General features: G+C 40.6%; 23 protein-coding genes, 2 tRNA genes and 1 pseudogene. 14 read left to right on the top strand and 12 right to left on the bottom strand.

The genetic code is table 11. The features are described 5' to 3' along the window. Nucleotides 1-129 precede the first annotated feature (129 nt). The 3 genes from ES754_RS12155 to ES754_RS01410 all read left to right on the top strand — a co-directional run bounded on the left by ES754_RS12155 (nt 130) and on the right by ES754_RS01410 (nt 3220). A complete protein-coding gene (locus ES754_RS12155; protein WP_227677771.1) occupies nt 130-531 on the top strand; it encodes a hypothetical protein in 402 nt (133 codons plus the stop codon). Nucleotides 532-574: 43 nt separating this feature from the next. Continuing rightward, the gene (locus tag ES754_RS01415) at nt 575-1516 is read left to right on the top strand and encodes an RCC1 domain-containing protein (protein WP_227677773.1); all 942 of its coding nucleotides are present in this window, start codon (nt 575-577) and stop codon (nt 1514-1516) included. A 171-nt stretch (nt 1517-1687) separates the two neighbouring features. Further along, the gene (locus ES754_RS01410) at nt 1688-3220 is read left to right on the top strand and encodes a di-heme oxidoredictase family protein (protein WP_147221384.1); all 1533 of its coding nucleotides are present in this window, start codon (nt 1688-1690) and stop codon (nt 3218-3220) included. A gap of 121 nt (nt 3221-3341) precedes the next feature. Here the strand turns inward: ES754_RS01410 and folD are convergent, their stop codons facing one another. Further along, nucleotides 3342-4244, bottom strand: coding sequence for a bifunctional methylenetetrahydrofolate dehydrogenase/methenyltetrahydrofolate cyclohydrolase FolD (gene folD / locus ES754_RS01405; protein ID WP_147223177.1), 903 nt, complete (start codon nt 4242-4244; stop codon nt 3342-3344). A 450-nt stretch (nt 4245-4694) separates the two neighbouring features. Here folD and ES754_RS01400 point away from each other — a divergent pair. From ES754_RS01400 to ES754_RS01390, 4 genes are all read left to right on the top strand, one after another. Next, nucleotides 4695-4768, top strand: a tRNA-Cys gene (locus tag ES754_RS01400). A gap of 137 nt (nt 4769-4905) precedes the next feature. Then, nucleotides 4906-4992, top strand: a tRNA-Leu gene (locus ES754_RS01395). Nucleotides 4993-5155: 163 nt separating this feature from the next. Beyond that, the gene (locus ES754_RS12150; protein WP_227677775.1) at nt 5156-5542 is read left to right on the top strand and encodes an integrase arm-type DNA-binding domain-containing protein; all 387 of its coding nucleotides are present in this window, start codon (nt 5156-5158) and stop codon (nt 5540-5542) included. A 70-nt stretch (nt 5543-5612) separates the two neighbouring features. Continuing rightward, entirely contained in the window at nt 5613-6515 is a 903-nt protein-coding gene (locus tag ES754_RS01390) for a tyrosine-type recombinase/integrase (RefSeq protein ID WP_227677777.1), read from the top strand. Between the two features lie 252 nt (nt 6516-6767). On the opposite strand, the gene ES754_RS12145 is transcribed toward ES754_RS01390, so the two are convergent. Further along, nucleotides 6768-7289 carry a helix-turn-helix domain-containing protein gene (locus ES754_RS12145; protein ID WP_227677779.1) on the bottom strand — a complete coding sequence of 174 codons (522 nt, stop codon included), beginning with the start codon at nt 7287-7289 and terminating at the stop codon, nt 6768-6770. A 919-nt stretch (nt 7290-8208) separates the two neighbouring features. Here ES754_RS12145 and ES754_RS01380 point away from each other — a divergent pair. From ES754_RS01380 to ES754_RS01370, 3 genes are all read left to right on the top strand, one after another. Then, on the top strand, nt 8209-8517 hold the full coding sequence (locus ES754_RS01380; protein ID WP_147221381.1) for a mobilization protein: 309 nt from the start codon (nt 8209-8211) through the stop codon (nt 8515-8517). A gap of 25 nt (nt 8518-8542) precedes the next feature. After that, nucleotides 8543-8665, top strand: a complete 123-nt coding sequence (locus ES754_RS12450) for a YHYH domain-containing protein (protein ID WP_147221379.1) — start codon at nt 8543-8545, stop codon at nt 8663-8665. A gap of 711 nt (nt 8666-9376) precedes the next feature. Then, nucleotides 9377-9691, top strand: coding sequence for a DUF421 domain-containing protein (locus ES754_RS01370; RefSeq protein ID WP_147221377.1), 315 nt, complete (start codon nt 9377-9379; stop codon nt 9689-9691). A gap of 87 nt (nt 9692-9778) precedes the next feature. On the opposite strand, the gene ES754_RS01365 is transcribed toward ES754_RS01370, so the two are convergent. Together ES754_RS01365 and ES754_RS01360 are read right to left on the bottom strand one after the other, a co-directional pair. Beyond that, on the bottom strand, nt 9779-11326 hold the full coding sequence (locus ES754_RS01365; protein ID WP_147221374.1) for an alanine/glycine:cation symporter family protein: 1548 nt from the start codon (nt 11324-11326) through the stop codon (nt 9779-9781). A 592-nt stretch (nt 11327-11918) separates the two neighbouring features. After that, nucleotides 11919-14006 carry a catalase gene (locus ES754_RS01360; protein ID WP_147221372.1) on the bottom strand — a complete coding sequence of 696 codons (2088 nt, stop codon included), beginning with the start codon at nt 14004-14006 and terminating at the stop codon, nt 11919-11921. Nucleotides 14007-14361: 355 nt separating this feature from the next. Here ES754_RS01360 and ES754_RS01355 point away from each other — a divergent pair, with 355 nt between their 5' ends. Beyond that, a complete protein-coding gene (locus tag ES754_RS01355; RefSeq protein ID WP_147221371.1) occupies nt 14362-14607 on the top strand; it encodes a hypothetical protein in 246 nt (81 codons plus the stop codon). 74 nt (nt 14608-14681) lie between these two features. Here the strand turns inward: ES754_RS01355 and ES754_RS01350 are convergent, their stop codons facing one another. Beyond that, nucleotides 14682-15020, bottom strand: coding sequence for a hypothetical protein (locus tag ES754_RS01350; RefSeq protein WP_147221369.1), 339 nt, complete (start codon nt 15018-15020; stop codon nt 14682-14684). A 337-nt stretch (nt 15021-15357) separates the two neighbouring features. Here ES754_RS01350 and ES754_RS01345 point away from each other — a divergent pair, with 337 nt between their 5' ends. Together ES754_RS01345 and ES754_RS01340 are read left to right on the top strand one after the other, a co-directional pair. After that, on the top strand, nt 15358-16062 hold the full coding sequence (locus ES754_RS01345; protein ID WP_147221367.1) for a hypothetical protein: 705 nt from the start codon (nt 15358-15360) through the stop codon (nt 16060-16062). Nucleotides 16063-16747: 685 nt separating this feature from the next. Next, nucleotides 16748-18052 carry an NAD(P)/FAD-dependent oxidoreductase gene (locus ES754_RS01340; RefSeq protein ID WP_147221365.1) on the top strand — a complete coding sequence of 435 codons (1305 nt, stop codon included), beginning with the start codon at nt 16748-16750 and terminating at the stop codon, nt 18050-18052. 23 nt (nt 18053-18075) lie between these two features. On the opposite strand, the gene ES754_RS01335 is transcribed toward ES754_RS01340, so the two are convergent. From ES754_RS01335 to ES754_RS01325, 3 genes and pseudogenes are all read right to left on the bottom strand, one after another. Then, complete coding sequence (locus ES754_RS01335; protein ID WP_147221364.1) at nt 18076-19272, bottom strand: leucine-rich repeat domain-containing protein; 1197 nt, start codon at nt 19270-19272, stop codon at nt 18076-18078. 229 nt (nt 19273-19501) lie between these two features. Further along, nucleotides 19502-20428, bottom strand: a complete 927-nt coding sequence (locus ES754_RS01330; RefSeq protein ID WP_147221362.1) for a dienelactone hydrolase family protein — start codon at nt 20426-20428, stop codon at nt 19502-19504. Nucleotides 20429-20518: 90 nt separating this feature from the next. Continuing rightward, a pseudogene (locus tag ES754_RS01325) lies at nt 20519-20719 on the bottom strand (IS982 family transposase); the annotation flags it as partial. A 29-nt stretch (nt 20720-20748) separates the two neighbouring features. Between ES754_RS01325 and ES754_RS01320 the strand changes: the two are divergent. Beyond that, the gene (locus tag ES754_RS01320; RefSeq protein WP_227677781.1) at nt 20749-21492 is read left to right on the top strand and encodes an ACP-like domain-containing protein; all 744 of its coding nucleotides are present in this window, start codon (nt 20749-20751) and stop codon (nt 21490-21492) included. 165 nt (nt 21493-21657) lie between these two features. Here ES754_RS01320 and ES754_RS01315 read toward each other — a convergent pair whose 3' ends face one another. From ES754_RS01315 to ES754_RS01300, 4 genes are all read right to left on the bottom strand, one after another. After that, nucleotides 21658-21852: a hypothetical protein gene (locus ES754_RS01315; RefSeq protein WP_147221360.1), complete on the bottom strand. Its 195-nt coding sequence runs from the start codon at nt 21850-21852 to the stop codon at nt 21658-21660. Between the two features lie 96 nt (nt 21853-21948). Beyond that, nucleotides 21949-22695, bottom strand: a complete 747-nt coding sequence (locus ES754_RS01310) for a carbon-nitrogen hydrolase family protein (protein WP_147221358.1) — start codon at nt 22693-22695, stop codon at nt 21949-21951. A gap of 396 nt (nt 22696-23091) precedes the next feature. Further along, complete coding sequence (locus ES754_RS01305; RefSeq protein ID WP_147221356.1) at nt 23092-24240, bottom strand: catalase family protein; 1149 nt, start codon at nt 24238-24240, stop codon at nt 23092-23094. A gap of 54 nt (nt 24241-24294) precedes the next feature. After that, a complete protein-coding gene (locus tag ES754_RS01300) occupies nt 24295-25872 on the bottom strand; it encodes a Dyp-type peroxidase (RefSeq protein ID WP_201538793.1) in 1578 nt (525 codons plus the stop codon). Nucleotides 25873-25962: the final 90 nt, after the last annotated feature.

Genomic DNA, 25962 nt, shown 5'->3' with positions numbered 1-25962 from the left:
AGCATTCTTACGCATGCTGTTTTTTTATTTAGATGATTGATAATAATTATCATTTGTAATAGTATTCGCAACGTTTGTTACCATTACTCTGCCGACATTTACCTATTGATACTTATTACCGAGGATTCTATGCGTTTATCCCATCTGGCCCAGACATTAGCTTTCACTACAGCAGCATTGTTACTTACTGCCTGTGGCAATGACTCTGAGGAACACACGACTGTTCGCGATGTGACGCCGCCGCTACTAACCACTAATGGTGACTTTAACGACGGTTATACCGGTGTGGCAGCGGTATTCTTATCAGGACAAGTGCAAGACGATGGTGGTTTAAAATCAGTGACTTATCATCTTAACGAGCAGCCAGTGGAGTCCTTGAACGTCGATAGTGAAGGATATTTTGACGATCGTGTTTTATTAAAATTAGGCAGTAATGAGCTAACGTTAATGGCAACCGACAATGCGTGCAATGTTATGCGCTCAGCTAAGACTATTTATCTTGGCGATAAAGTAGCAGCCTGCGGGACGTGATAGCTGCACTAGCAGTAAGAATGATTGCCGCCTTGATATCAGCGTGATAGCAGGTATTGATAACGCAGTCATGGTAGCACCTGGCTACAGCCATAACTTAGTGCTCACCGAAGATGGAACGGTTTGGGCATTTGGGGCCAACGGTCAAGGCCAGCTTGGTAATGGCAATACGACTAATACCACCAGTAATAGCACACCTACCAAAGTCGATTTCTCGGCAGCAACTGATATTGGTCATATTGTACAAGTAGTGACGAGCGCTAACTCCTCTTACGCGCTTGATGATAGAGGGCAGGTTTGGGGTTGGGGCAGCAACGCTTATGCCAACCTCGGTAATGGCCAAGAGTGTAATAAAGCCAACAACTGCATCAATATCAATGCGACTCCAATGCTTATTAAGGTCATAACCACGGATGATAATAACGCTACTGTAACTGCTACTGAAAAAGTGATTCAACTGGCCGCTGGCAAGGATCATGTCTTAGCACTCACCAGTAAAGACGCGGTTTATGCTTGGGGACTCAATACCGCCAGCCAAGTGGGATACAATGCTGAGAAAAATGGCGAAAACAATGCCAATACGGCTAACGCTTGGGCAGATATCATCACCACACCAACCAAACTGCCATGGTTTGCGGATAAAGATGTGCGCCGTGTGTACGCCAATGGCAATGCCAGCTATGTATTGCTAGACAATGGCAAAGTCTATCCTTGGGGTATGTTTGGTGAGACTGATGGCACAGGTAAAACCATCTATAACGATTTAAATGAGCCAACTGACAAGCTACCAAGTTTAACCAACATCGATAATATGGCGATGGGAACCATGCATCTGATTGCCCATGAAAAAGCCGATAACCAGAATAAAAATGGCAGCCTATTCACTTGGGGGTGGAGCTTTGAGGGCTCATTAGGCAATAAAGACACCACCCATATCTGGATGTATAACAACCCTATTCCAGTGAACTTATCGAGTCAGCTATAAGCCCGCGCGGCTTGTTAATAAATATTTAACAGCAATGGTTTCAAAAAAAGGGCGCACATCTTATGCTGCCCTTTTTAATTTTAGAGAACCTTGCACCATTGTTATTTATTACCTAGCTATTGTTTATACCCTCATTATTTTGATAAAACCATACTTTGTTCAGGTAACCCCATGTCCTTGCTGTTCAGCCCACTACCCCGTTCAACACCTCAATCACCTTTATTAGCAGCAATCTTGCGTATGACTCTATTAAACTTGAGCATATTAACTATAGCCTTAAGCCTCATTGCTTGCGGTAACTCAGATGATAATAGCCCTGGCGTACCCAGCACGCCTGATACCCCAAGCAACCCTACTCCGCCGACCTCCCCAGATACAGGTGAGAATCATGGTGGCGAGAGCGATAATGGCAGTAACGATACAGCAGATACCAATTGGCTACCAACTGGTGGAGCGGCCACGATAGCTGCGGACATCACTCGTCCGTTTTTGCAAATTATACCCAACCTACCCAGCAACACTTTAGGCGGTGTGTCACCAGGGCGTGAACTCTTTATTACCCATTGGACACCCGCTGGTGAAGGTCGGGTATTATTCGATGGAGTCGGCCCACTCTTTAACGCCAATGCTTGTACTCAGTGCCATAGCGCCGAAGGTCGTAAGCCGGTTTATGCTGCTAATGGCGAGTTAAATGATGCCATTTTATTTAGACTGGGCAATAAACAAGGGCTGGCACACGGTTATTATGGCGAGCAAATGCAGCATCAAAGTATCACTGATAGCACAGGTGTGAAGATTGCGACTGAAGGTAAAATGCAGTATGTCAACACAGCCGCCACTGACAATACCCCAGCCGGTATCCGCTTTAACTTTACCCCTACCGATGCCAATCAGCCTTTAGGAGATACGGCCATTAGCGGACGCATTTCTCCACAACTGGTCGGTATGTGGCTGCTTAATTTGATTCCTGCGGCCAACATTATTGCAGCTTCTGACCCCGATGATAGTAATAATGACGGCATCAGTGGCCGCGTACATTGGGTTAATGAAGGCCGTGAGCAAAAAATAGGCCGCTTTGGATGGAAAGCCATTAATACTAGCCTGCGTATCCAAAATGCCAATGCGATGTCACAAGATATGGGCCTGACAACTTCTGTATTTATGGAGCCTAACTGTACGGTTAATCAGCCCATTTGTTGGACAGCTGCCAACGGGGGTAACCCAGAGGTGTCAGATAGTAGCTTGGATGCTGTGACAGATTTTATGACCGCTTTGGCAGTGCCAGAGCGTCGAACTGGTGATTTACAGACCTTTAATAAAGGCGCGAATTTATTTGCGCAAACGGGATGTGCCAGTTGCCATACTCCTAAGCAAAAGACTGGGGACAGTATCCGCTTCCCCCTATTATCGCAGCAAACCATTTATCCTTATACTGATTTGTTACTGCATGATATGGGTGCAGGTCTAGACGATGGGGTAAAAGAGAAAAATGCAGAAAGCTTTGAGTGGCGTACGCCGCCACTTTGGGGCATAGGTATCGTCGCTCGTGACGCGCAGGCACGTTTTTTACACGACGGTCGCGCCAGCACTTTAACCGAAGCCATACTCTGGCATGGCGGTGAAGCTGAGGCTACTAAGTTACGTTTTAAGCAACTACCATCTGAAAAAAAAGAGACATTGTTAACCTTTTTACAAGGTATTTAACTTCACTTAAAAGACGATTTATTGAAGTTTAATATAAACATAAGACTAAAATTTAGGCATAAAAAAGGGCTGAATCATTAGCCCTTTTTTATGCCTAAACATTTTGTTTACTATTTAAAGCTTAGCTAATCATACTGGCATCAAGACCAGCAGACTTTTCAGCAGCAGCGACCGTTTGACGAATAAGAGTATTGATTGTCATAGGACCCACACCGCCCGGTACTGGAGTATACGCACCAGCAACTTCCTTCATACCGTCTCGTTGCGTGTCGCCCACACCACCATTTTCTGAAGGATGGAAACCAGCATCGATAACGACTGCCCCTTTTTTAATCCACTCTGTACGAATCAGCTCCGGCACACCCACTGCCCCGACAATGATGTCAGCACGCTTAACATAAGCGGCCAAATCTTCAGTATGTGAATGGCACATGGTCACGGTACAGTTAGCGTTGAGCAGCATCATTGCCATCGGCTTACCTAAGATAGGACTACGACCGACCACAACCGCTTCTTTACCTGCCAGCTCAATATTATAATGACGTAGCAGATGCATGACGCCTTGCGGGGTGCAAGAACCGAAAGCTGGCTCACCCATGCTCATACGCCCAAAACCCAGACAGGTCACTCCATCGACATCTTTTTCTAGATCAATCTGCTCAAAGCAGGCACGCTCATCAATATGGGCAGGCACTGGATGTTGCAATAAAATACCATGCACGTCTTGGTTGTCATTAAGCTCATCAATCTTAGCCAACAGCTGCTCAGTAGTAGTAACGCTTGGCAATTCCACCTTCATAGAGTCCATACCAACACGCTTACAAGCGTTACTTTTCATACGTACGTAAGTCGCTGAAGCAGGATCATCACCTACCAAAATGGTCGCCAAAATTGGCGTGCGACCCGTTTTTTCTTTAATAGCATCAACGCGCACGCGCAGATTTTCCTCTATCTGCTTTGCTAGCACTTTACCGTCCATCACAATAGCTGACTTAGGATCAGACGACGGCTTATCCTCTTCCATTTTAGTCTCAGTTAACGTAGCATTTGGCATAGCAGGTGACATAGTAACTCCAGCGATTAAGCGACAAAAAGTAAAGACAGTGCGAGCAGACCCTCTACACATCTGCCTTGTACTCGCATTTATAGGAGCCGGAATCTATAAAAGCTATCATTTATAAATCCAACCTTAACCCCTAAAACAAGCACTAAATTAAGCATGGTATTGTACCTGCATCACAACCAAAAGCCCAGTCGATCACACCTCTTAGCTCGAAATCCTTTGCTCACACCCATAATAACATAAGAATAATAGTTAGCCTTCTCATAGAAAACTTAATATTATCTCCGATATAAGATAACGTTTTTAGTAATAATGTGGCTATAAAAGCTACAGGTATAATAGATAAAGAAAATTTGGCAAAGAAATGACTTGTAATTTAAATTATTTTTGCTAATATAGTCCACCTTGATTGGCTGGATAGCAAAGTGGTAATGCACTGGACTGCAACTCCTTGATCGTCGGTTCGATTCCGACTCCAGCCTCCAATTATTTTGGTCAAATTAATTATAAATGATGCTAATTTTGTCTTGCATTGTTAGTATAATCGCTTATAATAGCGACCACTATCTAGCAAGTTGATTGCTTATTTAATAGCTTTCATCTTATAGATAATACAAGTTTTGCCCGGGTGGTGAAATTGGTAGACACAAGGGATTTAAAATCCCTCGCTAGCAATAGCGTGCCGGTTCAAGTCCGGCTCCGGGTACCATTACATAGTTCTATACTATCTTATAGAATAACTAAAGCCTCTGATATCAGGGGATTTGTTGTATCTAGTGTTCTATACTGTCCTACTGTATCTATCCCAATCCATGCATCTGATGTACACTGTCATGTACACCGGTTTTTAAATGTACATTGGGGTATCAGTCATGGAACAGCGTAAGCCTATCAGCTCCGATAGGAGCATCAGTAGTCATAAAGCTGAAGACAAAGAATACTTGGTTCCTGTCAAAGGATGTCCCAAGCTATATCTAATGGTTAGACCGAACGGTACTAAGTCTTGGGTCTATCGCTACCTATCCCCTACTTACTCAAAAAATCGAAGACTTTCCCTTGGCGTTTATCCAAACGTCTCGTTTGCTCGTGCCTGTGATATTTGGCGAGAGAATGAAGACTTCATTACTAAAGGACTAGATCCAAAAGAGCATCGTGAAGAGATAAGACATATTCTTGTTAGTAAAACTAAAAACTCTTTTAATCACTTTGCTTGGGAATACTTCGATACTCTCGAACAAACTCAAAAAGTTAATTCGTAAGAAGGGTCGCTTAGAGCTTATATGCTCCTACATTGGCAATGAGCCAATTAGTGAAATTGACTCACCTAGAATGCTTAAAGTGCTTTTAGACATCCAAACCAAGTCTTTAAATAAAGAGGGTAAACCTACTGACAAAGCTGAACGCTGTGCAGGTATCGCTAGTGACGTATTTGTGTACGCTAGTGCTCGTGGGTTCTGTAGTACCAATCCCGCCTCATTAATTAAAAGCCAATTAGCAAAATCCAGTTACGGCCATCGCCCAGCTGTTACCAAGCCAAAAGAATTAGCCAAGTTATTACGAGCCATCGAAACAGTAGAAGGGGATTTGAATACGATCAACTCCCTTAGGCTATTAGCATTACTCTTTGTCCGTAATGGCGATCTACGACGGATGAGATGGTCGGATTTGGACCTAGAGGCTAGCAGATGGCAGTTTAAGCCCTTGAAGGGACAAGGCAAAGTAAACATGGTTAAAGATATGGTTGTCCCTCTACCACGGCAAGCAGTAGCAATACTACGTGAGCAGCAAAAGATTAATGGTCATACTGAATACGTTTTTTTTAGCGAAACGGCAAAAAAACATAATATCATTTCAGACGCTACCGCTAATAATCAACTACACAAACTAGGCTATCAAAACATACATTGTGCGCATGGCTTTAGAGCCACTGCAAAGACCATCATGCAAGAGCACCTTAAGTACCCTCTCTTGCTTGTAGAGATGGCATTAGGACATACCACTAAAGATCCTAATGGGGCTGCTTATGGCCGTTTTGAGTATATTGATGATCGTAGTGATATGATGCAGAAGTGGGCTGACTACTTGGATGCTTTAAGGGATGGTAAAGATACAGCAGAGTTTAGAGCAGATGCGCACACCAAAGCCGACTCTACTGCTCAGCTGCAATCATTGATTGATCAGCTAGGAGAAGATAAAGTGTTTGAGTTGCTTAATAGCAGGGTCTCAAACTAAGGTTTAAAATTTATTAAGTAATATACTATTAATTAAAAAACCTTATCAACTACTACTTAAACGATTAATTTATTGTACTTTAAACTATTCGGCTAGAATAGCTACAGTTTTTCGCAAATATCTAAATTTATTTAAACAAAATCCTCCCAACCTATTTGCTCAGATAAGTAGGTTATATAATAACCCTCTACTCTTTACTGAATAATAAGGATTTAAGATTTTAATCCTTATTAATACTTGACCGATCTTAGGTTAGTTACTCTCTACCAATCCACTACCCACAACGTGTCTAAGACTATGTATAAAGGCAGCCTGAAAAGATTCGTCTTGAATAAACTGCTTATAAAAGTCTAGCTCCTTTCGGCGACCTGCCACGACTATTTCTTTAACCATACTTTCAAACTCAAGCTTCTTATGCTGTGCATCATTGGTATCAACGTATTTATGTTTAAAGTCAGCACGTTCAGTTAGCCGTTTAGCAAGGCTTATGAATTTGACTCGCTGCTCTTCAGGGGTGAGACCCCAGTTTTTAAACCAACGCTCATTAAAGTCATTAATAATTTTCTCTAATTGATCCTCTTCATTTTTTAAGAGTGCTTCATTCGGTATTTTAGTCGGTGACTTATCCCGAGTTTGTTTGATACTTGGGTTTTTTAGCCAGCGCTGTAACGCGGTTTTACTAACGTTATAAAAAGTACAAGCCTGACGGATACTCATGTCTTTGTTTTTAACACTTTTAATCACTTGTGCTCGAAAATCTGCTGAATAGGTCATTTGTTCTTCTGCTATTTCGCTTGTTTTAAAACGATTGTATTTTATTTATAAAGAACTGACTATAAGAACAAAGTTATTTTAATAATGAAGAATTGAGAACTAACGATGCACTAGAAGCTGGTGCACATACATAGCTTATCTCATTTGGGTTGTTGAAGTTATTTAGCCACTTTCAACCGCATGATTTTGTAACATTCAAATCTATCATATACTTCATATCTAGATAGATTAATACCGATAGTTCTGTCTTAAAGTTATACGTGAAGTAACATACTTCATGTATAACATCATAAAAATATTAATTATAAAAGACTTTTTTATCGTCAAGAGACACCCTACACCCCTTTACGCTACTGACTTTACGTAAATTAATACAAGAAAGACTATTAGGTTAATCTGCCGCCCGTAATGGCTTTTAGTTGTTGTTATCTCCGGTACTATATCTGCCACCTGATATACACCGCAATTATGAAATTCTCATCATATAAGTCTCGCTAGAGATGCATCTATTTTTAGTAAATAATCTCATATATTCAAAAACACTCCTTTAAGAGTTTTTACAGCAAGATGCTTGGAAACTACTTTAGATAATTCATCTTAATTTATTGTCACTGTTCCATCTTTGTTTGCAGTGAAATCGTGAGACTCAACTTCTATCTTTGTCTAATTGCTCATGTTCATTACTCTGCCTAAGTGTATATCGTATTAAAAATATACTTCTGACTAAGTAGCTGAACTCTTACGGAGACATAAAAAGGCTTGGGAAGAGGCTAAGTCTTGACTAAAGTAGGTGATACACCCCGCTACAAGGGAAAATAGCTTATGATGGATATTACCATTTACACAAAGGAGTGTGAAAGTCCGAAGACAAGAAATTACTGTTACACTGGTATAGGCAACAATAAAAAAGGATAACGACATGCTAACTATAGATCAAAAAATAGCGCAGAAAGAACATGAACTAAGCCTTCTTAAATCTCAAAAAAGCGAACTAAAAACAGAACAAAAGGTCGTAATAGGTGGTATGTTTTTATCACTATCCAAAGATAACCCTGCAATGGCTCAAATGGTATTAGACAACCTTAGAAAGCACATAATAAGCAATGATGATGTAGGCAGGATTAAACCATTGCTAGACGAATTGCAAGCCTTAGCCAACAATCCCACCCGTAATAAAGATTTTAGTATCTTCAACGAATTTATAAATAAGCCTGGAAACTCAATCTAAACTTAACCCTAAAAGATTCAAAGCTATGAAGAAGATACTTGTTGTATTACTTACTATCACATTCGCTACCTCTGTGTTTGCTACAAGTGGACGTACTAACTCCGCTGGGTGTCACAAGTCAAAAACTGAAGGTTACCATTGCCATTAAGATTGGTTGATTACAATTACGGCACATCATGACAGGCTTAAGTTTTAAAATGTAAAAATAGCCATTAGGCAAAATCCTAATGGCTATTTTTTTACCTATATCGTAATATATAAAATTTGGAATACATTGAGTTTGATGAGATGTTATTAAATGCAGTTATAGAGTATACCTAAAAGAGATATGTTCAGCACTGTCTAAGGATATGTTCCCCCTAGTGAAGACTTGAATGTTCGGCTGTGTGCTATATACGCCAATAAATTGAGCTATTAAAATAATGCCAGTGTACTTCGTTGTGTACATGCAGTAAGCTTTTCGAGGGTATATTAAGTTATTTTTGATCTACCATAACGTCTGTTATGGGAATATATTTGGTGCGCTATTAAGGTATTAAACCGTGGGCTGTATGCCTATAACTTACGGTCTTTTTGCATCTGTTATTCTAATTTAGACAATATTATTAGCAACTATAGACTTACGATACCCTGCCTTTAGACACAATCCACGCAACGTTATTTTTATATCAAATACTTTTCAGGATTCACATGCTCTAGATACGATTTAAGACAAGGATTATGATCAGCCCAGCTTGCAGAAACATGCAATTCCTTCTTAATATTACTGTTTGGGAAAAAGCCTCCTATTTCTTCAATAGTAAGATCATATTAATTATAGGGCCAGCTGTCACATGATGAATTTTTTACTGAAATGCGCATGCAAGGTATTAAGCATTTAAGTCAGGTTCGTACCGACTTACTAGAAACTACAGGTGGCTTTAGCGTATTGTTATATCCGCACGATGAGGTGCGTTATGGCTTACCCCTACTCCCCAAGCAATATCAAGCTGTCACTCAGATAGATGCGGAACATCTCTATGCTTGTACGTATTTTGGCCATGTTGATCGTCCTTCAGCGCCTGATGAGTTCTGGGGTCGCTGTTATAATAAATGTAGGAGCCAGAGTAGAGCTATCAATAATAGGATTGTCAGACAATTCAATTTTATTAATTTCTCCCTTTATCGATATTAAAAAAGCCTATGACTGCGGTCACAGGCTTTTTTTAATTAGACTCACTTGATTAAGAGCGTTTATTTAATAGGCATGACCGTACAAACATTATTTAGCGTCTTTACGTAGTAGGTCGCTTTTAAGAGCTTGCTGTTCTTTTAGATGACGCTCTTCCCAATAGAGGGCATTTTTAATACCGATTTTAACGGGGTCAAAGGTATAGCGTGTCACTCCCGCTTTACGCTGGGCTTCATAGTCTTTAAGAACTTTCATAGTGGGCCGTGCCATAAAGAAAATGATTAAAATACCAACTATGTTTAGCCACGCTATCAATCCAACTCCGATATCACCAATGGCCCAAATATAGCCTGCTGAGTTGAGCGCGCCATAAGCAATCATCACCATCATCAAGATTTTGACAAGGAATAAACCAATTCTATTGGCTTTAGGACCAATAAAGCGAGTCAGATAGACCACGTTTACTTCAGCAATGTAGTAGTTGGCCACAATGGTGGTAAAGGCGAAGAAGAAGACGGCAATGGCAATAAAAATATTACCGAAAGCACCATATACAGACTCCATTGCCATTTGGGTAAAGGCGGGTGAGTTAATTTCTGTCCCAGCAACGAGGTTTTGTACCAAGTATTGGCCTTCAGGTAGTGTGCCTTGAATGTTATAGGTACCCATGGTTAAAATCATAAACGCTGTTGCTGAACACACCAATAACGTATCGACATAGACGGAGAACGCCTGTACCAAGCCTTGCTGCGCCGGATGATCAACTTCTGCAGCCGCCGCGGCATGAGGGCCTGTACCTTGTCCAGCTTCGCTGGAGTAAACGCCGCGTTTCACACCCCAACCAATGGCTGCCCCTAAACCTGCTTGAGCGGTAAAGGCATCGCCGACGATCATACCGAATACCTGCGGGATCATCTCGAACCTGCTAATCATAATGATCAAGGCCAAAACAATATAGCCGATCGCCATAAAGGGCACCGCAAACTCGGTAACCGTTGCAATGCGTTTAATACCACCGAAAATGATAATACCAAAGACGACTAGGATAATCGCTAGTGCGCCTAAACGCGTGGCACCAACCTCTGCGCCCAAAATATTCATGGTCGTGCCTTCACCGATCACCTGCGTGACGGCATTGACCACGCCATTCGCCTGAATTCCGGGTAAGAACATACTTAAAGCGATAAGAGCTGCAATCGCAAAAATCACTCCATACCAGCGCTGCCCGAGAGCGCGCTCAAAGTAGTAGGCGGGACCACCACGATACTGACCGGTATTGACGTCTTTTTCTTTATATATTTGGGCAAGCGTAGATTCAACGTAAGCGGTCGAGGCTCCTAAGAAACCCACCACCCACATCCAAAACACCGCTCCTGGGCCGCCAAAGCCGATAGCTGCTGCTACGCCTGCAATATTACCCATACCTACGCGTCCTGCTAAAGATAGGGTTAGCGCTTGAAAGGAGGAGATACCATCAGCACTGGATTTACCTTTAAAGATTAAACGTATCATTTCACCAAACAGACGTACTTGCGCAAAACGCGTCATAATGGAATAAAACAGACCAGCGCCCAAACACAGATAGATCAGTGCTGGGCTCCATATAATCCCATTTACTGTATTGACTAAACCTTCCATAGATTTATTCCTAAAATGGTCTTAAAGCGGCAAGCTTAGCGTAAATAGTGTTGTTAGAACGATTGACTATCAAACGCTGAGAATGGTTTGTAGTTATCTGCTAATCTTATTGTAATAATAAGGGTTTCAATCACAATGGTTTTAATAATGGGCTAAGCGGCGGTCGCAATTCCTTTTGCTTTAGCTGAGTTCTTTTTAGGTGTTAATGACCAATAAATATGCTATTAACTTCATATCTACCTTGCCGTTACGAGACTACAATTTGGCATAGTTTTTAGAAAATTGCTAGACGGTTTTGTAGTCAGTTCTGTTTGAATAAATAGGCAGTTACTTTGTATTAACAAGTATTTAACGAAGACCTCAATATGGTAGCTACGTTTAAAAATAAATTTATTTCAGGAAATGCTTGTAACTATTATTTCTTTAGGACCCTGTAGCTTAAGCAAGTATTTCAATCAGGACCCTGTTTGCTTCATCGACCCTTAACAGTTGTCTAAATATAATTGACCTCCATAAGAGCAAAAACTCAGCACATAGGCTGAGTTTGAGGTTGTAGCATATTGAATTAATTCTTGTCGCTAACTGACTTGGATTACGCCAAGTCACGAACCTTAGGCTCACGCTCCCATAGACGCGTTTTGGCATTGTTGATAAAGTCCTCTATGTCAGACAATGGCGTGACAAAAGCATCTTTTTTAATGGGAAGTTTACTTAATATGAACTCATCAGTTGCACCGCAATATGCAATCGCTTTGCAATGCACATAAGCGTCAGTGAACCAATCTAGCGTTGAGCTGTCATGAGCCAGCTTCTTAGCTTGTTCTGGCATAATGATGCTGACAACTGCGTCGAATAGTACGGACGGCGCCCCTTCGATACGCTCATCAGATTGTATGCGAGTACCGTCATCAAGCACGACTTCGCGGCCAGGAGCCACAATCTTCACGCTTGCGCCTTCAACTTTTGCTGCACTCTCATATTTTTCTATTTCACTGCGCTTTGAGCCTTTTGCGACAAGAATACCAACCATGCGACCGTTTAAGGTTTTAGGCGTAACACCGATCGTTTGCACGGCTTTTGATTCTGGCAAATCTTGAATCGGTGCCTGTGGTGTCGGGGCTTCTGGAAGTTCCATACCAAGTGCATCAGCGACACGATTAGCCAGACTCTCGTCGATATTAATGAGGTGACCGAGCATGCGTGTACGAATGTGCGGGGTATCTACTTTACCTAATTCAAAGGTAAAAGCACTAGCAATGTGGGCTTTATCAGTTGGCGTTTGGCTACGATAGAACATACGCGATTGACTATAATGATCCGCGAAACTTTCAGCCCGAACGCGACCTTTAACACCATCATCGAGCTGTTCTTTGAAGGACTCAAAGCCACGTTTAACACTCTCGCGTGGTCGTGTTGGATCTAGACTTTGCGGATCATAAAGCGCGCGCGTTTTTGGCACCTGCATTTGCATATGACCATCTTGCTGATTATTAGCAAACGGACATTTCGGTGCATTAATTGGGATTTGGGCAAAGTTAGGCGAGCCTAAGCGTTTTAATTGCGTATCTAAGTAACTAAACAGTCGACCATGTAGTAATGGGTCATTACTAAAGTCAATACCAGGTGGCACATGTGAGGCACAAAATGCGACTTGTTCCGTTTCAGCAAAGAAGTTATCTGGATAGCGATTAAGTACCATTTTACCGACGATTTTAACCGGTACCAATTCTTCTGGGATCAGCTTGGTCGCATCTAGATGATCAAACGGAAATTGAGCGGCTTCTTCTTCAGTAAATAACTGTACACCAAACTCCCATTCTGGGAAAGCACCCATCTCAATAGACTCAAATAAATCACGGCGATGATAATCAGGATCGGCACCTCCTATTTTTACCGCTTCATCCCATGTGGTCGACTGTACACCAAGTACTGGCTTCCAGTGATAGCGCATGAAGGTGCTTTTGCCGTCTTTATTCAGTAGACGAAAGCTATGAATACCGAAGCCTTCCATCATACGATAACTGCGCGGTAGGGCGCGATCACTCATGGTCCAAATTAAGTTATGCATGGTTTCAGGGGTTAAAGAGACGAAATCCCAAAAGGTATCATGGGCGGAAGAGGCCTGCGGAAAACCACGATCTGGCTCTGGTTTGAGCGCATGGACCAAATCTGGAAACTTAATCCCATCTTGGATAAAGAAGATGGGCATATTATTACCTACTAAATCCCAAATGCCCTCATCTGTATACACTTTCACGGCAAAGCCGCGAACTTCTCGCGCGGTGTCTTTAGCACCTTTGCTGCCAGAAACTTCAGAAAAACGGGTAAACAGAGGGGTTTGTTTGCCTGTTTCAGTTAGAATTTTTGCGGTTGTATACGCTTCCAACGATTCAGTCAGCTCAAAATAGCCATGTGCGGCACTACCGCGAGCATGTACCACACGTTCAGGGATACGCTCATGGTCAAAATGAGTGATTTTTTCACGTAAGACGAAATCCTCTAATAAGGTTGGTCCAAGGCTACCGGCTTTTAATGAGTTTTGATTGTCAGCGATGACCACCCCTTGCTGGGTAGTTAATGCTGCAGTGTCAGCGTCTGCACGCTGATGGGTCTCGCCACCTGTACCATATGTGGTATTCATTGTCTTGGCAGGGTCGGTATGATCAATACTTTTTTTCATTATCCATCCTAGTTATTATTTTAGTTAACGTTAAGTCACATAAAAACTTTGTTATGGTTCAAATACGCCAAATCATATTAAGCAAATATCCATCTTGAAGTTGTTGATATTTGGTTAAAACTACTTAGTTTAACAGGCATTAATTGGCCTAAATATTTGATAGTTAACGAATATTTAGTATAAAAAACTAGAGAAGTTTTCTTTAGTTCGATTCAAAAATTTCCCATTTGTATTACAGAGATTAGCACACCTTACCTATTGAAACTTATAACATACAGACAGTTAAAGTAACAGAATGGTAAAGTTTGTACTAGTCATATAGAAATGAAAAAAACTTCATTAAAGGGATTGAATAATGAGTAATTCTAAAACTACGGACGATAACAAGTACGACGATACTAAACACGAAGACACTAAAAGGTCTGACTCTGAAAACAGTAAAGATGACAAAGGGTCTGACACTAAAGACGATGAAGACGTATCTTTAGTTGAGACTGCTACAACTACAGCAAAAGATGTGGTCGGGTCAATGGCTGACAAAGCAGCTGATGGGATGGAATTTGCTGCAGAGAAAATCAAAGAAGCTCGTAAACAAGACTAGTATCTCTGGCTAATAAAAAGCCCTGCAATATGCAGGGCTTTTTATTAGCCAGAGATATGCCTCTGCTTCATCATTTACTGTAATCCATCTGCGGCTGTTTGATCAGCATTTGGATTCTCGGCAATATCGTTATCTGAACTATCATTTGTAACGCTATCCGTAGACTCTGACATGTCCGTATCTGCAGTGGTCGCCCTATATTCTGCTTCGGCCGCCAGGTTATCATCACTCGTCACCATCGGTGCCGTTCCTTCAGATGCATTTTCTTCATCTTGATCTACTGCCATGGCTTCGCTTGATTGTGCATTAGTGTTCTCTTTCTCACTACTACAGGCACTTATTCCAACAAGAGTGAATACGAGTGCTGTAAATACTACGGTTCGTAATGATGTATTCAATGTTATTTTTTTCATCTCAATACCCTTAATAAATATGACGATACCGCTTTTTATTAGCATAGCGTAGACTTCATCTGGACCATTACACACTGTAAGGGCTTTTTGTCTGTTTTTATTAACTATTTATTAAGATAAATAAAAACACTAGGGGTTATATAGAGTTTAGTAATAATTGAAAAAACGAGTAACGCCTTACAACAATGTAAACCCTAACAAACAATTATAGCTTAAAATTTATAAGTTGTATAACACATTGCGTTAGATCAACATACATTACTAGCTTCATCTAGGTGAGTCTATACTTTAATAGAGCCTTTAGAAAGCAATCAAACTATAAAAATCGGAGCATCACATGAAAGTCATCGACCTAGCACAACACTTTGATGAAAACCTCAACCGCGGCGAACAAATAACAATAGAATGGCTGGCATCAACCCTTAGCGTCAATACACGTGGTACAGAAAACCCAGTAGGATTGCTTGGCGACTACTCGTGCAATCATACAGTGCGTATTAGCGCTAAGACCCACCTATTCCACTACGAGTTTATGTCAACCCTTAGCACCTCATTAATAAATGGTCATGAATGCATGAAGAATGGAAAACTTAGTGTGTTAAATTTTATGCCAACCTTCTTCAATGACCGCGAAGTGATACAGAGTTATCCAGCACGGCTTTTCACTGTGAGCAATCTTGATAATATCACTGGCACAAACGATGATGAGTTGATGGCAGCAATTACATGGCTTAATGCTTTTAGCAATAAGACTGATGAAAATTCGTTTGAAGTTGAGATGGTGGATTCCTCCGAAGCTATTATTAATGATAGCTATAATGTGCTTGCTGGTAGTGGTGGATTTGGTACGCCTGAGTATCAGTTGCGATGTGCCATTACTAATAAAGCAAATCGGATATTGCAGGACAGTGAATCAAACAGACATGACAGAAAAACAGAGCTTATGTATGCCGTCTACAACATGCACAATCAGGGCATGTCGTCAGTTATAAACTGCTTAGCAGATCTACTTAGTAATACTGCGATACCGAACTACACTTAAGTTTCAACTTAATAAAAGAGAGATGTATTAGCCCATCTATTTAGATGAACTTTTTTTTGGGTTATGCGTGAGATATTAGGCGATTCTACTTGGGGCATAGCCCAAGATTTTTAGCGGTTTTCACGTTTTAGATTTTTGCTATGCACAACACTATTAACAACATTTGGCTGTCGCTACCCATCAAAAATAGGCGTTCACTTGTCCCGAAAGTCGCTGTTTTAGCAGTTTGATCTGTAAGTAAGGAAGTAAACAGACAGCCGTAAGCATTGATAGATAATGCTGTTAGCTATTGGCTGTTGAAATATACCGCAATTTATACCGCAATCTTACAAGGTCACTCACATTTTGAGGGTGTTTTCAAGCTATCGGATCGGTGACTTTTTTGTGTGTAAAACCATTTACCATAAGCGTATTTTCTAAGTAGAGATCAATTACCTGAAGTTTGCGTAGATCGCTGAAAGATAAACAGCAGATTCTAAACAACTTCGAACTAGCCACTTTTAGTCTAGTTGATTGGTTCAATAAAAAGCGTCTGTACAGGGCGGTTGTTTATCGCCTTTTGAGCTTGAAGAGGTGTATTATTAATATTTAATCCTGTTAGGTTTAGCGTCCTGACTCCAATTAAATAGTCATTAATATAGTCATAGCGGTCTATATTTGGTTATGTTATTTTCAGGACCACATGATGAGTATTATTATACCTAAAATCGTTGTTATTGGCGGTGGTGCGGGCGGATTAGAGCTTGTAACCCAATTAGGGCACAAGTTAGGCAGAAAAAAACACGCAGATATACTACTAATAGATAAAAATCGTACCCATATTTGGAAGCCATTATTGCACGAGGTGGCAACAGGCTCTATTGACCCTGATTTGGATAGTGTGGTGTACTCAGCGCATGCTGCTAAGCATTACTACCGTTTTCAGCTTGGGACATTTTATAATATTAACCAAAGCGATAAAACCATCACTCTTGCCCCTCTTTATGATAAGTTAGGCCACACTATTCTGCCAGAGCGGCGTGTCCACTACGATTACATCGTTATTGCCATAGGCAGCGTTAGCAACGATTTTAATACTCCTGGTATAAAAGAGCATTGCTATTTTTTGGATTCAAACCAGCAAGCACAGCGTTTTCAGCTGTCACTACTCGACAGCTTTACGCGCCTTCACCAAGACGACAATCAACAGCAAGCACTCAATATTGCCATTGTTGGCGGCGGTGCTACGGGAGTGGAGCTTTCGGCTGAGCTGTATCATGTCTCTGGTTTATTGAAGCTATACGGCTTGACGAACATGTCACCTAAACGCCTACACATTCATTTGATTGAAGCGGGTCCACGTATTTTACCTGCCTTGCCGGAGCGTATTGCGACCAGCGCTAAACTTGAGCTATTAAAGTTAGGCGTTAATGTACATGAGCATACCCAAGTCAAAGAGGCTACCGAGCACGGCTTTATCACTAAAGACAACAAGCAGATTGATGCCGACATTATGGTATGGGCGGCAGGTATCAAGGCGCCTGACTTTATTAAAGATTTGGGGGTTTTTGAGATCACTCGTAGCAATCAAATTCAAGTAAACCAATTCTTACAGAGCACGGTCGATGACAGTATCTTTGTATTGGGCGATTGCTGCGCCTTTACCCAAGCCGATGGTACACAAGTACCGCCACGTGCCCAATCGGCGCATCAAATGGCACAATGTATCGAGAAAAACCTGATTGCAACATTAAAAGATCAGCCCCTTAATAGCTTTGAATATAAAGACCATGGATCGCTGGTTAATTTGTCTCGCTATAACACGGTAGGGAGTTTAATGGGCAATTTGACCAGTAATAGCTTTTTTATTGAAGGAAAAATTGCTCGTTTTATGTATATATCGCTTTACCGCATGCATCAACGGGCCATTCACGGCATCGTCAAAACATTTATCTTATGGATTATTGAAAAAGCACTGCGCGTCGGGCGACCAAAAATGAAGTTACATTAACCAGATTGATAGTGATAAATTGATTATCGCTGTCCTTTCAAACCAGATACTGAATCTATAGTGAGCAGATGGTCTAACAACGGCGTAGATAGATTCTCAAGCGGATTCCCATCGAGGTTAATCCATTCCAAATTGGTTAGCTGTGCAAGACTGTCAGGCAGGTCACTAAGAACACAGTGAATAACATCGAGTTTAGTGAGCTTCGTGAGTTGACTAATACTGTCAGGCAAATACTCAAGCTGACAGCTAATAAGATTGAGCTCAGCCAAGTTAGCAAGGTGCCCAATACTATTAGGTAACTCATTAAGCTCACAGTGAATAAGATCAAGCTTAATTAAGTTGGTAAGTTGCACAATGCTGGTAGGGAGCTGTTGAAGAGGGCAATGGCTGATAAAAAGCTCAGTTAAATTATGAAGTTGCCCGATGCTCTCAGGGAGCTCTATAAGCCCGCAGTGATTAATATAAAGCTTATGGAGATTCGTGAGTTGACCGATACTATCAGGCAGATGTCTAACATCACAGTGAATAAGATCAAATTCAGCAAGATTAGTGAGATGACCAATATTAGCCGGTAAGTGTTTAAGCGGACAATAGCTAATAAAAATCTTAGCAAGATTGGTGAGTTGCCCAATGCTATCGGGCAGCTCGCCAATATCACATTGAATGAGATCAAGTATCTTAAGTCTGCTCAGTTGCCCGATGCTGCTGGGCAGAGCACCAAGTTTACAGCGACCAATAAACATCCTGTTAAGGTTAGTGAGTTGTCCAATGCTGTCAGGTAGCTTTTCAAGCTGACTTTCATCAATAAAAAGCTCAGTGAGGTTAGTGAGTTGTCCGATACTATCAGGTAATGCTATGAGGTTAGAATGCCTAATAGACAGTTTGGTCAGATTAGTAAGCTGACCTATATTCTGCGGTAAATGACTGGCATCAATACCACTAATATTTATTTCTGTGAGATTTGTAAGATTAGTGAGTTCCTCGGGTATATAGCCCACTCTATAAACGTCTCTAGAATGTCGTTCATTCATTTCAGGCTCTAGAATCTCCAGCTTTTTTATAGCTAGTAATGCCTCTTTATGACGAGGAACCTCAGAGTCGATCAATTCAAATTCGTCTGCCCATTCCCATATTTTCTTAACCCAATTATCGTCAGTATCTAACGTTTTGTTAGAAGTATTAGAGATTTCCTGATGATAGTTATTATTATTTTGAGTCATAGCCTCGCTCCTTAGCTTGCTTGGTCAATCTGCACACTATGTAAGTTACCAATTCCTTTAGTTGGGTTCAACCCCTTTGGACAATACAACACGCATTCATAATACTTCGGCAACGGGATAAAATAAATGGATATTCTGAACGAGCTAGACGAGCTCGAGTATCCGCAGGGTAAAAAAGGTGTGGTAAAGCTTGTAATAGTTATCGAATATTAATCCCGTTAAAATGCGCCTATAAGCAATTTTCGTAATTATAGGAAGATATACGAGGACTGCTATTATAGTTCTCACTGCTACATAAGAATTGATCGAAGCGAGTATCACCATTTATATAACGCTGCATCCATGCGATACCAGGCTTACTGAGCAATATTTCGTGAAAACCGTGGCTTGCGCAGAAATGACTGCCGTTGTTAACCTCAACTTTCATTTTAGGGCCAGCAGCATTGTTATAGAAAACGTTGGTATATTTCTTGTTGGGTGCAATACGGTCGTTCTCACAAGCAATGAATAAAGCGGGTGTGTCCATAGTGGGATAGCTAGTATCGTGATAGGGCGTTTGCGCAATAATGGCACGAACTGTACTCCGATCGGTTGCCAGTTTAAGTGCACCGCCACCACCCATTGACCAGCCGATAGCGCCCAAGCGATCTCGATCTACCATATTACCAACCGTACTATCGAGTAGAAGGTGATCCAGTGCTGCACTTAGCTGAGTTGCCCTGCTATCTGGATTATCAGAGATATCGCTTGTATTGATAGTGATAACAACAAATCCCCAAGAAGCCAGACGCGGCCCCCACCATTTTATAGAGGACTCATAAGAGACATAACCAGGAACTACGGCGATACCACCTAAAAGGCCACAGCCGCTAGCATTAGTGGGGTAATGAATGGTGCCGCCACCGAAGCCATCGGCTGACTGACGAGGTACGCGTTTGGTACTTACCGTAAAAGGACCATTATCACGAGTATTTGAAAGGGCATCAGCAGTGATTGCGCTGTCTGCGATACAGTTCGACAGAGTCAGTGCCGGTAATACTTCGTTTGACATCACAACTGTAGTCTCAGATACTGTGAGCTCAGCTAAAGTCGGCATAGAAAAAATAAGAGTGCCTGCAACGATAATTACCCTTGAAAGTAAGGCATTTTTTATCATGATAAACAGTCTTTTATAGGGTGGTTGTGTTGTTGTGCTTGTGCTAATTTATCTATACTAAGGCAAAATAATAGTAGATAACCCGCCTCTTCAACTTGAAATAAGCAGTTCAAACTGAATAGGCGGGTTTCCAAGTTGTTTATCGAGTACAAGACACAGGTTATACGACAGAATTTTACGAATAAATCGATGCTACAAATGCCACAAGTCCTTGGCTCGTACCTTTTAAATATTAAATCGTTCTAACAGCTGACCAATGACGGTGTCAACGATAGGACGGGGTTTCATCAGTATTACAAAGATTATATAAGGTTTAATAAATGAAAAAAATTATGGGTTTCTTGGCAATAGCCATTTTTGTAACAGCAGGCTGTGCTTCTAATGTAAACAGCAATACTGGTAAGAAACATGATGTTCACATAGATGATAGAAGTGTGCCTACAAATCAAGGTTCAAATAACCCAGTTTTAAATATAGAGGGCAATCTTACTGGCTATAACTCTCAAGAATATACATTCAAAGCAAACTCAAACCAAGTTTTAAGAGTGGTTAGAGAAAATACATCCGATAATGTGGTTTTGACATTACAATATTTAGGCACTAATACCAATATAGAAGCATTATCTGGAGACTTTCAGGTCTTACCTTATAAAGGGGAGTATAAACTAGTAGTCAGCCAAACTCGTAATGATGCTCGTCATAACCCCAACGCCGAAATTAAATTTAACTTAAAAGCATATATTACAGATCAGCAAAGTAATTCTAACCAGCATAACTCCGTAGTAAACTACAAATGTGATAGCAATAAAACATTAGATGTGACTTATCACCTTGCAAATCGTAATTCCACTGCAACTGTAAGTTATGAAAATACCTTACAACTTTTAAAATTCGATCCCCAGTATAGTAAACAAAATAACCCAGTCTTTTCAAACAGTCGTTATATGTTAAGTATAGGTACAGTTAAAGAGGGTGTATTTGGAGACTCTACAGTTTATTCACTAATAGATTTGCAGAAATCTAAAGATGGATATCTATTGCTACAAAATTGTCAGAAAATATAAATATGATATGACACCCTATTTAAACATAATTTTAAGGTCAAGTATTGGTAAAGCTAGGCACCAACACTTGACCCAACAACCACAGGACATTGGCGTTCCATGCCATAATCTTTAATCTTAGCATGGCTATGTTCTCTGAGAATTTACTCAAAATTACCTTTTCCGTTACGATCCTAAGTAATTTTTAAGATTTTCCTCATGCTTAGGTTTAAGACTAATATTTTCAGGGTCATGAAACATCCGTTTACCTAGCTTAGTGTGTTGTATTATTCCCCTGTCAGTAATTGCAATAATTTCTTCTGTATAAGTACTTCCATAAAGTGCGCACACTAGATATTTTGTTTCTATTTGATTGTCCATAATTATCCTTTGTGCAAACAATAGGCGGTTTTGGGGTTTAGCTAATACTCTAATAATTGCTCTATATTGGCTTATTTCTCCTTAAATTAAGTGCTCTTAAATTAAATTTATATATTTGTAATCCTTTTCAGATTTCTTTATATCCCTCAAATCTATATTCACTTCTACTATTTCTTGCATTGAATCAAGTTTTTTTATAATTTCTCCTGTAGGAGATACAACAAGGCTTTCTCCAACAAATTTACCTCCATGGCCTACGCCTACACTATTACACGTAATCACAAAACATTGGTTCTCAATGGCACGAGCTTGAGTAAGTACATAATGTACATTTGCATATGGAGACATATTGCCATTTGGCATAAAAATAATTTCTGCACCCAGTTTTGCAAGTGATCTTGAGCCTTCTGGAAATTCTAGTTCAAAGCAGATCTGAGCACCACAAACTACATTATCAATTTCAATTACTGACAAATCATTTCCATTCGTAAATATACCGATATCATCAAGCCAAAGTTTTGATTTTCTATGCTTGTGAATAACCTCTCCATTTTTTATAAAAAAGCATGAGTTATAAAAAAACTGATCTTGTTTTTCGATATGCCCAATAATTATTGTCGAACCTGTATTTTTGCTTGCTAAAAGTATATTTTGAAAGTGTTCTTCTGATTCATCCCATAAGTACTCAATATTATCTTTCGTAGGAAAGCCTGTAAGAGCTAGCTCTGGAAAAATCATGAAATCATTACAAGCTTTATGGTCATTTATCGATTTCAATATTAATGTAGAATTTATTAATACTTGATAGTCGATAATATTAATTTGGTTAATTATTATTTTCATAGAATTTCCTTTTCGTTTTTTGCTTAAAGTTAACTAAGATTCTAAAAAATTAGGAGCTTCATAAAGCCTTCAGCTCGCCTCAATCGGTGTTTTAGATGGCAGTTATTGTCTTCTATACCACGGTATACCTTTTACCAAACCTGTTTTGGGTATACCTCAAACGAATCCTATATCGGAATAACCATAAGACCTACCAATCATTATATCGTCATACATGATGAGATAATGATTGGTAGGTCTTATGGTTGGGATGATTACCTAATAACAGCGGCATTTTCAAGAAAAAGAGCAACCATACCGACTCCCTTTATTAAAATTTGCTCATAATAAAAGAGCCAGAAGATAGATTACTGGCTCTTTTATTATTTACCCGTACAGCTTAACAAAACCTTTGGTCTAGAAGAATGACTTATCAAAGACTTCCTTTAACCTTTTAGGTTCCTGACGCTTAACATCATTAAGCTCATGACGAGTTTCAGAGGCTATTTGATAAGCTTTTAAGCGTGATTGCTGTAGATTGCCAATAGGACGGTTTTCTTCTAAGCAGCGAAATGGTGTGAACGATAAGTTCTCCATGATGTCAAAGTTACCGTCATCAGGCACATCTTGACAAGGAATCGTTAATCGCGCCACGGTCACAAAGGGTGCATCGGACTCCTTCCACTCAGTGGTTAGCTCTTCAATAGGCTGCTTCTTAGGATTACGGCAAAGCTGAATTTGTACTTCAAACTCATAATCATGCTCACGTATCTCATTAATAATCAGCGGACGAATCGCTTCTTCTTTGGTGGCAAGGTCTAAATCACGGCGTTTAACTTTTTCGTTAGAAGCCTCAGTTGGCTTTACACGAATTTTTGCCATATATTCGCCATGGCGAACAACACCTTGCGAATGAAAGTCATAGAGCAAAGTGTTTTTGGGCTCAATCGAGGTGAAACCGCCCAGTGTTTTAAAGGTTTTCAATGATTCTTTAGTTGGCAGCCTTGAGCCATAGTTGGTCAACCAATTAAATGCTAATTGAGCTTTGCCGATTGCGCCTTTTTCAGAGTATTCAGGTAATTCTAAAAATAACTTAGAGATATACGCATAATCTTCGATTCTATTACAGAAGAAAACCGGATGGTTGATTAAGTTAAAATCGAAAGTGGTGCTATCTTCTTCACCTGGTGCAAGCTTTTCACCGAGTACATCGAAAACCTTTATAGCCAAGCCTTGTGCCAACCCCAACTTACGATCGGGCGATACGCGAGAGGCACCATTAGAGAAGCGAATGACAGCATCGTGGATCCCTGATTTGGCATAAAGACCTTGCGCATATTCTTTAGGAATATTGTCTAAAATCTCAAACTTAGCCTTCAATGCGCAGTAGCCTTTGGCATGGGCATCTCGCGTATGGTAATTAACGTTACTGGCTTTATCACTTCTAGTGATGTAGTTTCTAATATCGTCAGTGATAGTCCGAATATTGCGCTCATCCTGTTCTGACAACTCAATATATTTAGTATCGTATGGCACATACTTAGGTTTGAATAATTTTTTTAACATAGTTTTCCAGCCTTTTTTATAAGTAGATATCCATTTTTTATAAACTAGCGTGGTTCAAGATAACTCGCTAATCCATTTCAAGGCGGACAAGCTTGGGATGAATAAATATTCGCCACCGTACAAGGTATTAAAGGTTTCAATACCATGATAGCGCTTGCGTATAGGGTCAGTGGGCACAGTAAAAGTGTCAGCAGCGCTATCTTTATCGCCATGATGCAAGCCTATCATTGGGTCTTTTTCTTCCCCTAAACTCATAAAGTTGCCATCATTAATCCATTGGGATTGTAGGTACTCCACAGTTTCCATGGCATGGGCATTGATACCAATAAAGAATAAGCCGCGCTCTTTCCCATCCTCTTCAGTGACATCAGCTGGTAATACTTCCCCAAACCCAACGCTACGTCTAACGATGCGGTGGATACGCACATCAGATAGGATGAAATCCTTACTATCTCTTGGGTTCATGCGCCGCGCATGGGCACCGAATGGGCATTTTTTACCATAAGGGTCATCCTTGTAGCCAAAGTCATTATTGCGGCTAGGGTCATCTCCCAAATCTTCGTCATCATGATCAGGAGATAAAACAAGCGGCGCACCTGAGCGCCAGCGCCCCCACATTTTGGCACCGAGTAACTCAGCTTCCTCATCGCTATCACTATTATCTTTTAGGAATTTATTAAAAGCAGCGACATGGCTATTGTAAGCACGCAGTACCATAAACGAACCGTTCTTTCCTAAGACCTCAGGTTGCGGCATTGGCGGAACCGTGCCTGCTTCACCCTCATAACCCAGTACAAACTCCCCTGCCGCTATGGCTTCGTCCATATTGCTTGGCGGCGTCTGAATGCCACTGCCTTTAATCTCTGGATTACTAATACCATCACGATAGCCAAAGACGTTTTTTACATTATTATCTGAGCCAAAGTCATGCTCCAACAGAATCTCAATATTGCCATTTTCAGGAGTGTCATAGTCGATATACGGCTTCATATTGCTCTTAAGCTCATCAAACTTTGCTTGCCATTTTTCTTTAGTATCAGCGATAACGGTAGCGCAAACATGGATATCGCCTTTATCACCAAATGGCGCTACCCAATTTTCTGGCGCGTTAACATCGGCATCACGCAACTTGTTGGCTCTATTTGCCATACCTGCTTTGAAAGAGTCAGGAAAGCTATCTAATGACGATTGCGGCACGCCCAATGCTTGCAGACCTTCATATGTCATAACGATGGACAGCGTTGCTTGCGTGTCTTTATGCCATTCTTTACTACCGGTCACGTCAGGCAAAACGTTAGCTAGTATTTGCCGTCCGACTTCAGCATTATTAATTTTGATTGCGACCACCGTACCAAAATAAGGCGTAGGACGGTCACGTAAAATAATGGACTGAATATCTTCTAGCTCCATCGTGACCAAATTAGGATTGAATACCCCGCGCGCTTTACGGGCGAATGTTTCAACACCATCACCGACGTCTTGTTTGATTTCTTTAAGCCACGTATCAAATTTGCTGTCTTCGATACGATTGCCAAATTCATCTTTTAAATCCTGCCACTTGTCTTTCAGCGGTTGGTTAGTTTCGCTTTTAGAGCTGTTTCCAAAGCTGTTTTTAGAATTATCGTTACTCATAGGTAAACCTATTATTATAATTTTCTTGATACGTTTCATATTGAAAGCTATTTATACTTGAAAGCCATTTATATCTGAAATCCACATAGC

It is taken from the genome of Psychrobacter frigidicola (assembly GCF_007997305.1).
Classification (GTDB): domain Bacteria; phylum Pseudomonadota; class Gammaproteobacteria; order Pseudomonadales; family Moraxellaceae; genus Psychrobacter; species Psychrobacter frigidicola.
This window is presented reverse-complemented; position numbering and strand designations above follow the sequence as displayed.

Coding starts and splice junctions, on each gene's coding strand:
- ES754_RS12155 (WP_227677771.1), top strand. CDS start 130: ATGCGTTTATCCCATCTGGCCCAGACATTAGCTTTCACTACAGCAGCA.
- ES754_RS01410 (WP_147221384.1), top strand. CDS start 1,688: ATGTCCTTGCTGTTCAGCCCACTACCCCGTTCAACACCTCAATCACCT.
- folD (WP_147223177.1), bottom strand. CDS start 4,244: ATGGAAGAGGATAAGCCGTCGTCTGATCCTAAGTCAGCTATTGTGATG.
- ES754_RS12150 (WP_227677775.1), top strand. CDS start 5,156: ATGGAACAGCGTAAGCCTATCAGCTCCGATAGGAGCATCAGTAGTCAT.
- ES754_RS01390 (WP_227677777.1), top strand. CDS start 5,613: ATGCTTAAAGTGCTTTTAGACATCCAAACCAAGTCTTTAAATAAAGAG.
- ES754_RS12145 (WP_227677779.1), bottom strand. CDS start 7,289: ATGACCTATTCAGCAGATTTTCGAGCACAAGTGATTAAAAGTGTTAAA.
- ES754_RS01380 (WP_147221381.1), top strand. CDS start 8,209: ATGCTAACTATAGATCAAAAAATAGCGCAGAAAGAACATGAACTAAGC.
- ES754_RS12450 (WP_147221379.1), top strand. CDS start 8,543: ATGAAGAAGATACTTGTTGTATTACTTACTATCACATTCGCTACCTCT.
- ES754_RS01370 (WP_147221377.1), top strand. CDS start 9,377: ATGCAAGGTATTAAGCATTTAAGTCAGGTTCGTACCGACTTACTAGAA.
- ES754_RS01365 (WP_147221374.1), bottom strand. CDS start 11,326: ATGGAAGGTTTAGTCAATACAGTAAATGGGATTATATGGAGCCCAGCA.
- ES754_RS01360 (WP_147221372.1), bottom strand. CDS start 14,006: ATGAAAAAAAGTATTGATCATACCGACCCTGCCAAGACAATGAATACC.
- ES754_RS01355 (WP_147221371.1), top strand. CDS start 14,362: ATGAGTAATTCTAAAACTACGGACGATAACAAGTACGACGATACTAAA.
- ES754_RS01350 (WP_147221369.1), bottom strand. CDS start 15,020: ATGAAAAAAATAACATTGAATACATCATTACGAACCGTAGTATTTACA.
- ES754_RS01345 (WP_147221367.1), top strand. CDS start 15,358: ATGAAAGTCATCGACCTAGCACAACACTTTGATGAAAACCTCAACCGC.
- ES754_RS01340 (WP_147221365.1), top strand. CDS start 16,748: ATGAGTATTATTATACCTAAAATCGTTGTTATTGGCGGTGGTGCGGGC.
- ES754_RS01335 (WP_147221364.1), bottom strand. CDS start 19,272: ATGACTCAAAATAATAATAACTATCATCAGGAAATCTCTAATACTTCT.
- ES754_RS01330 (WP_147221362.1), bottom strand. CDS start 20,428: ATGATAAAAAATGCCTTACTTTCAAGGGTAATTATCGTTGCAGGCACT.
- ES754_RS01320 (WP_227677781.1), top strand. CDS start 20,749: ATGAAAAAAATTATGGGTTTCTTGGCAATAGCCATTTTTGTAACAGCA.
- ES754_RS01315 (WP_147221360.1), bottom strand. CDS start 21,852: ATGGACAATCAAATAGAAACAAAATATCTAGTGTGCGCACTTTATGGA.
- ES754_RS01310 (WP_147221358.1), bottom strand. CDS start 22,695: ATGAAAATAATAATTAACCAAATTAATATTATCGACTATCAAGTATTA.
- ES754_RS01305 (WP_147221356.1), bottom strand. CDS start 24,240: ATGTTAAAAAAATTATTCAAACCTAAGTATGTGCCATACGATACTAAA.
- ES754_RS01300 (WP_201538793.1), bottom strand. CDS start 25,872: ATGAGTAACGATAATTCTAAAAACAGCTTTGGAAACAGCTCTAAAAGC.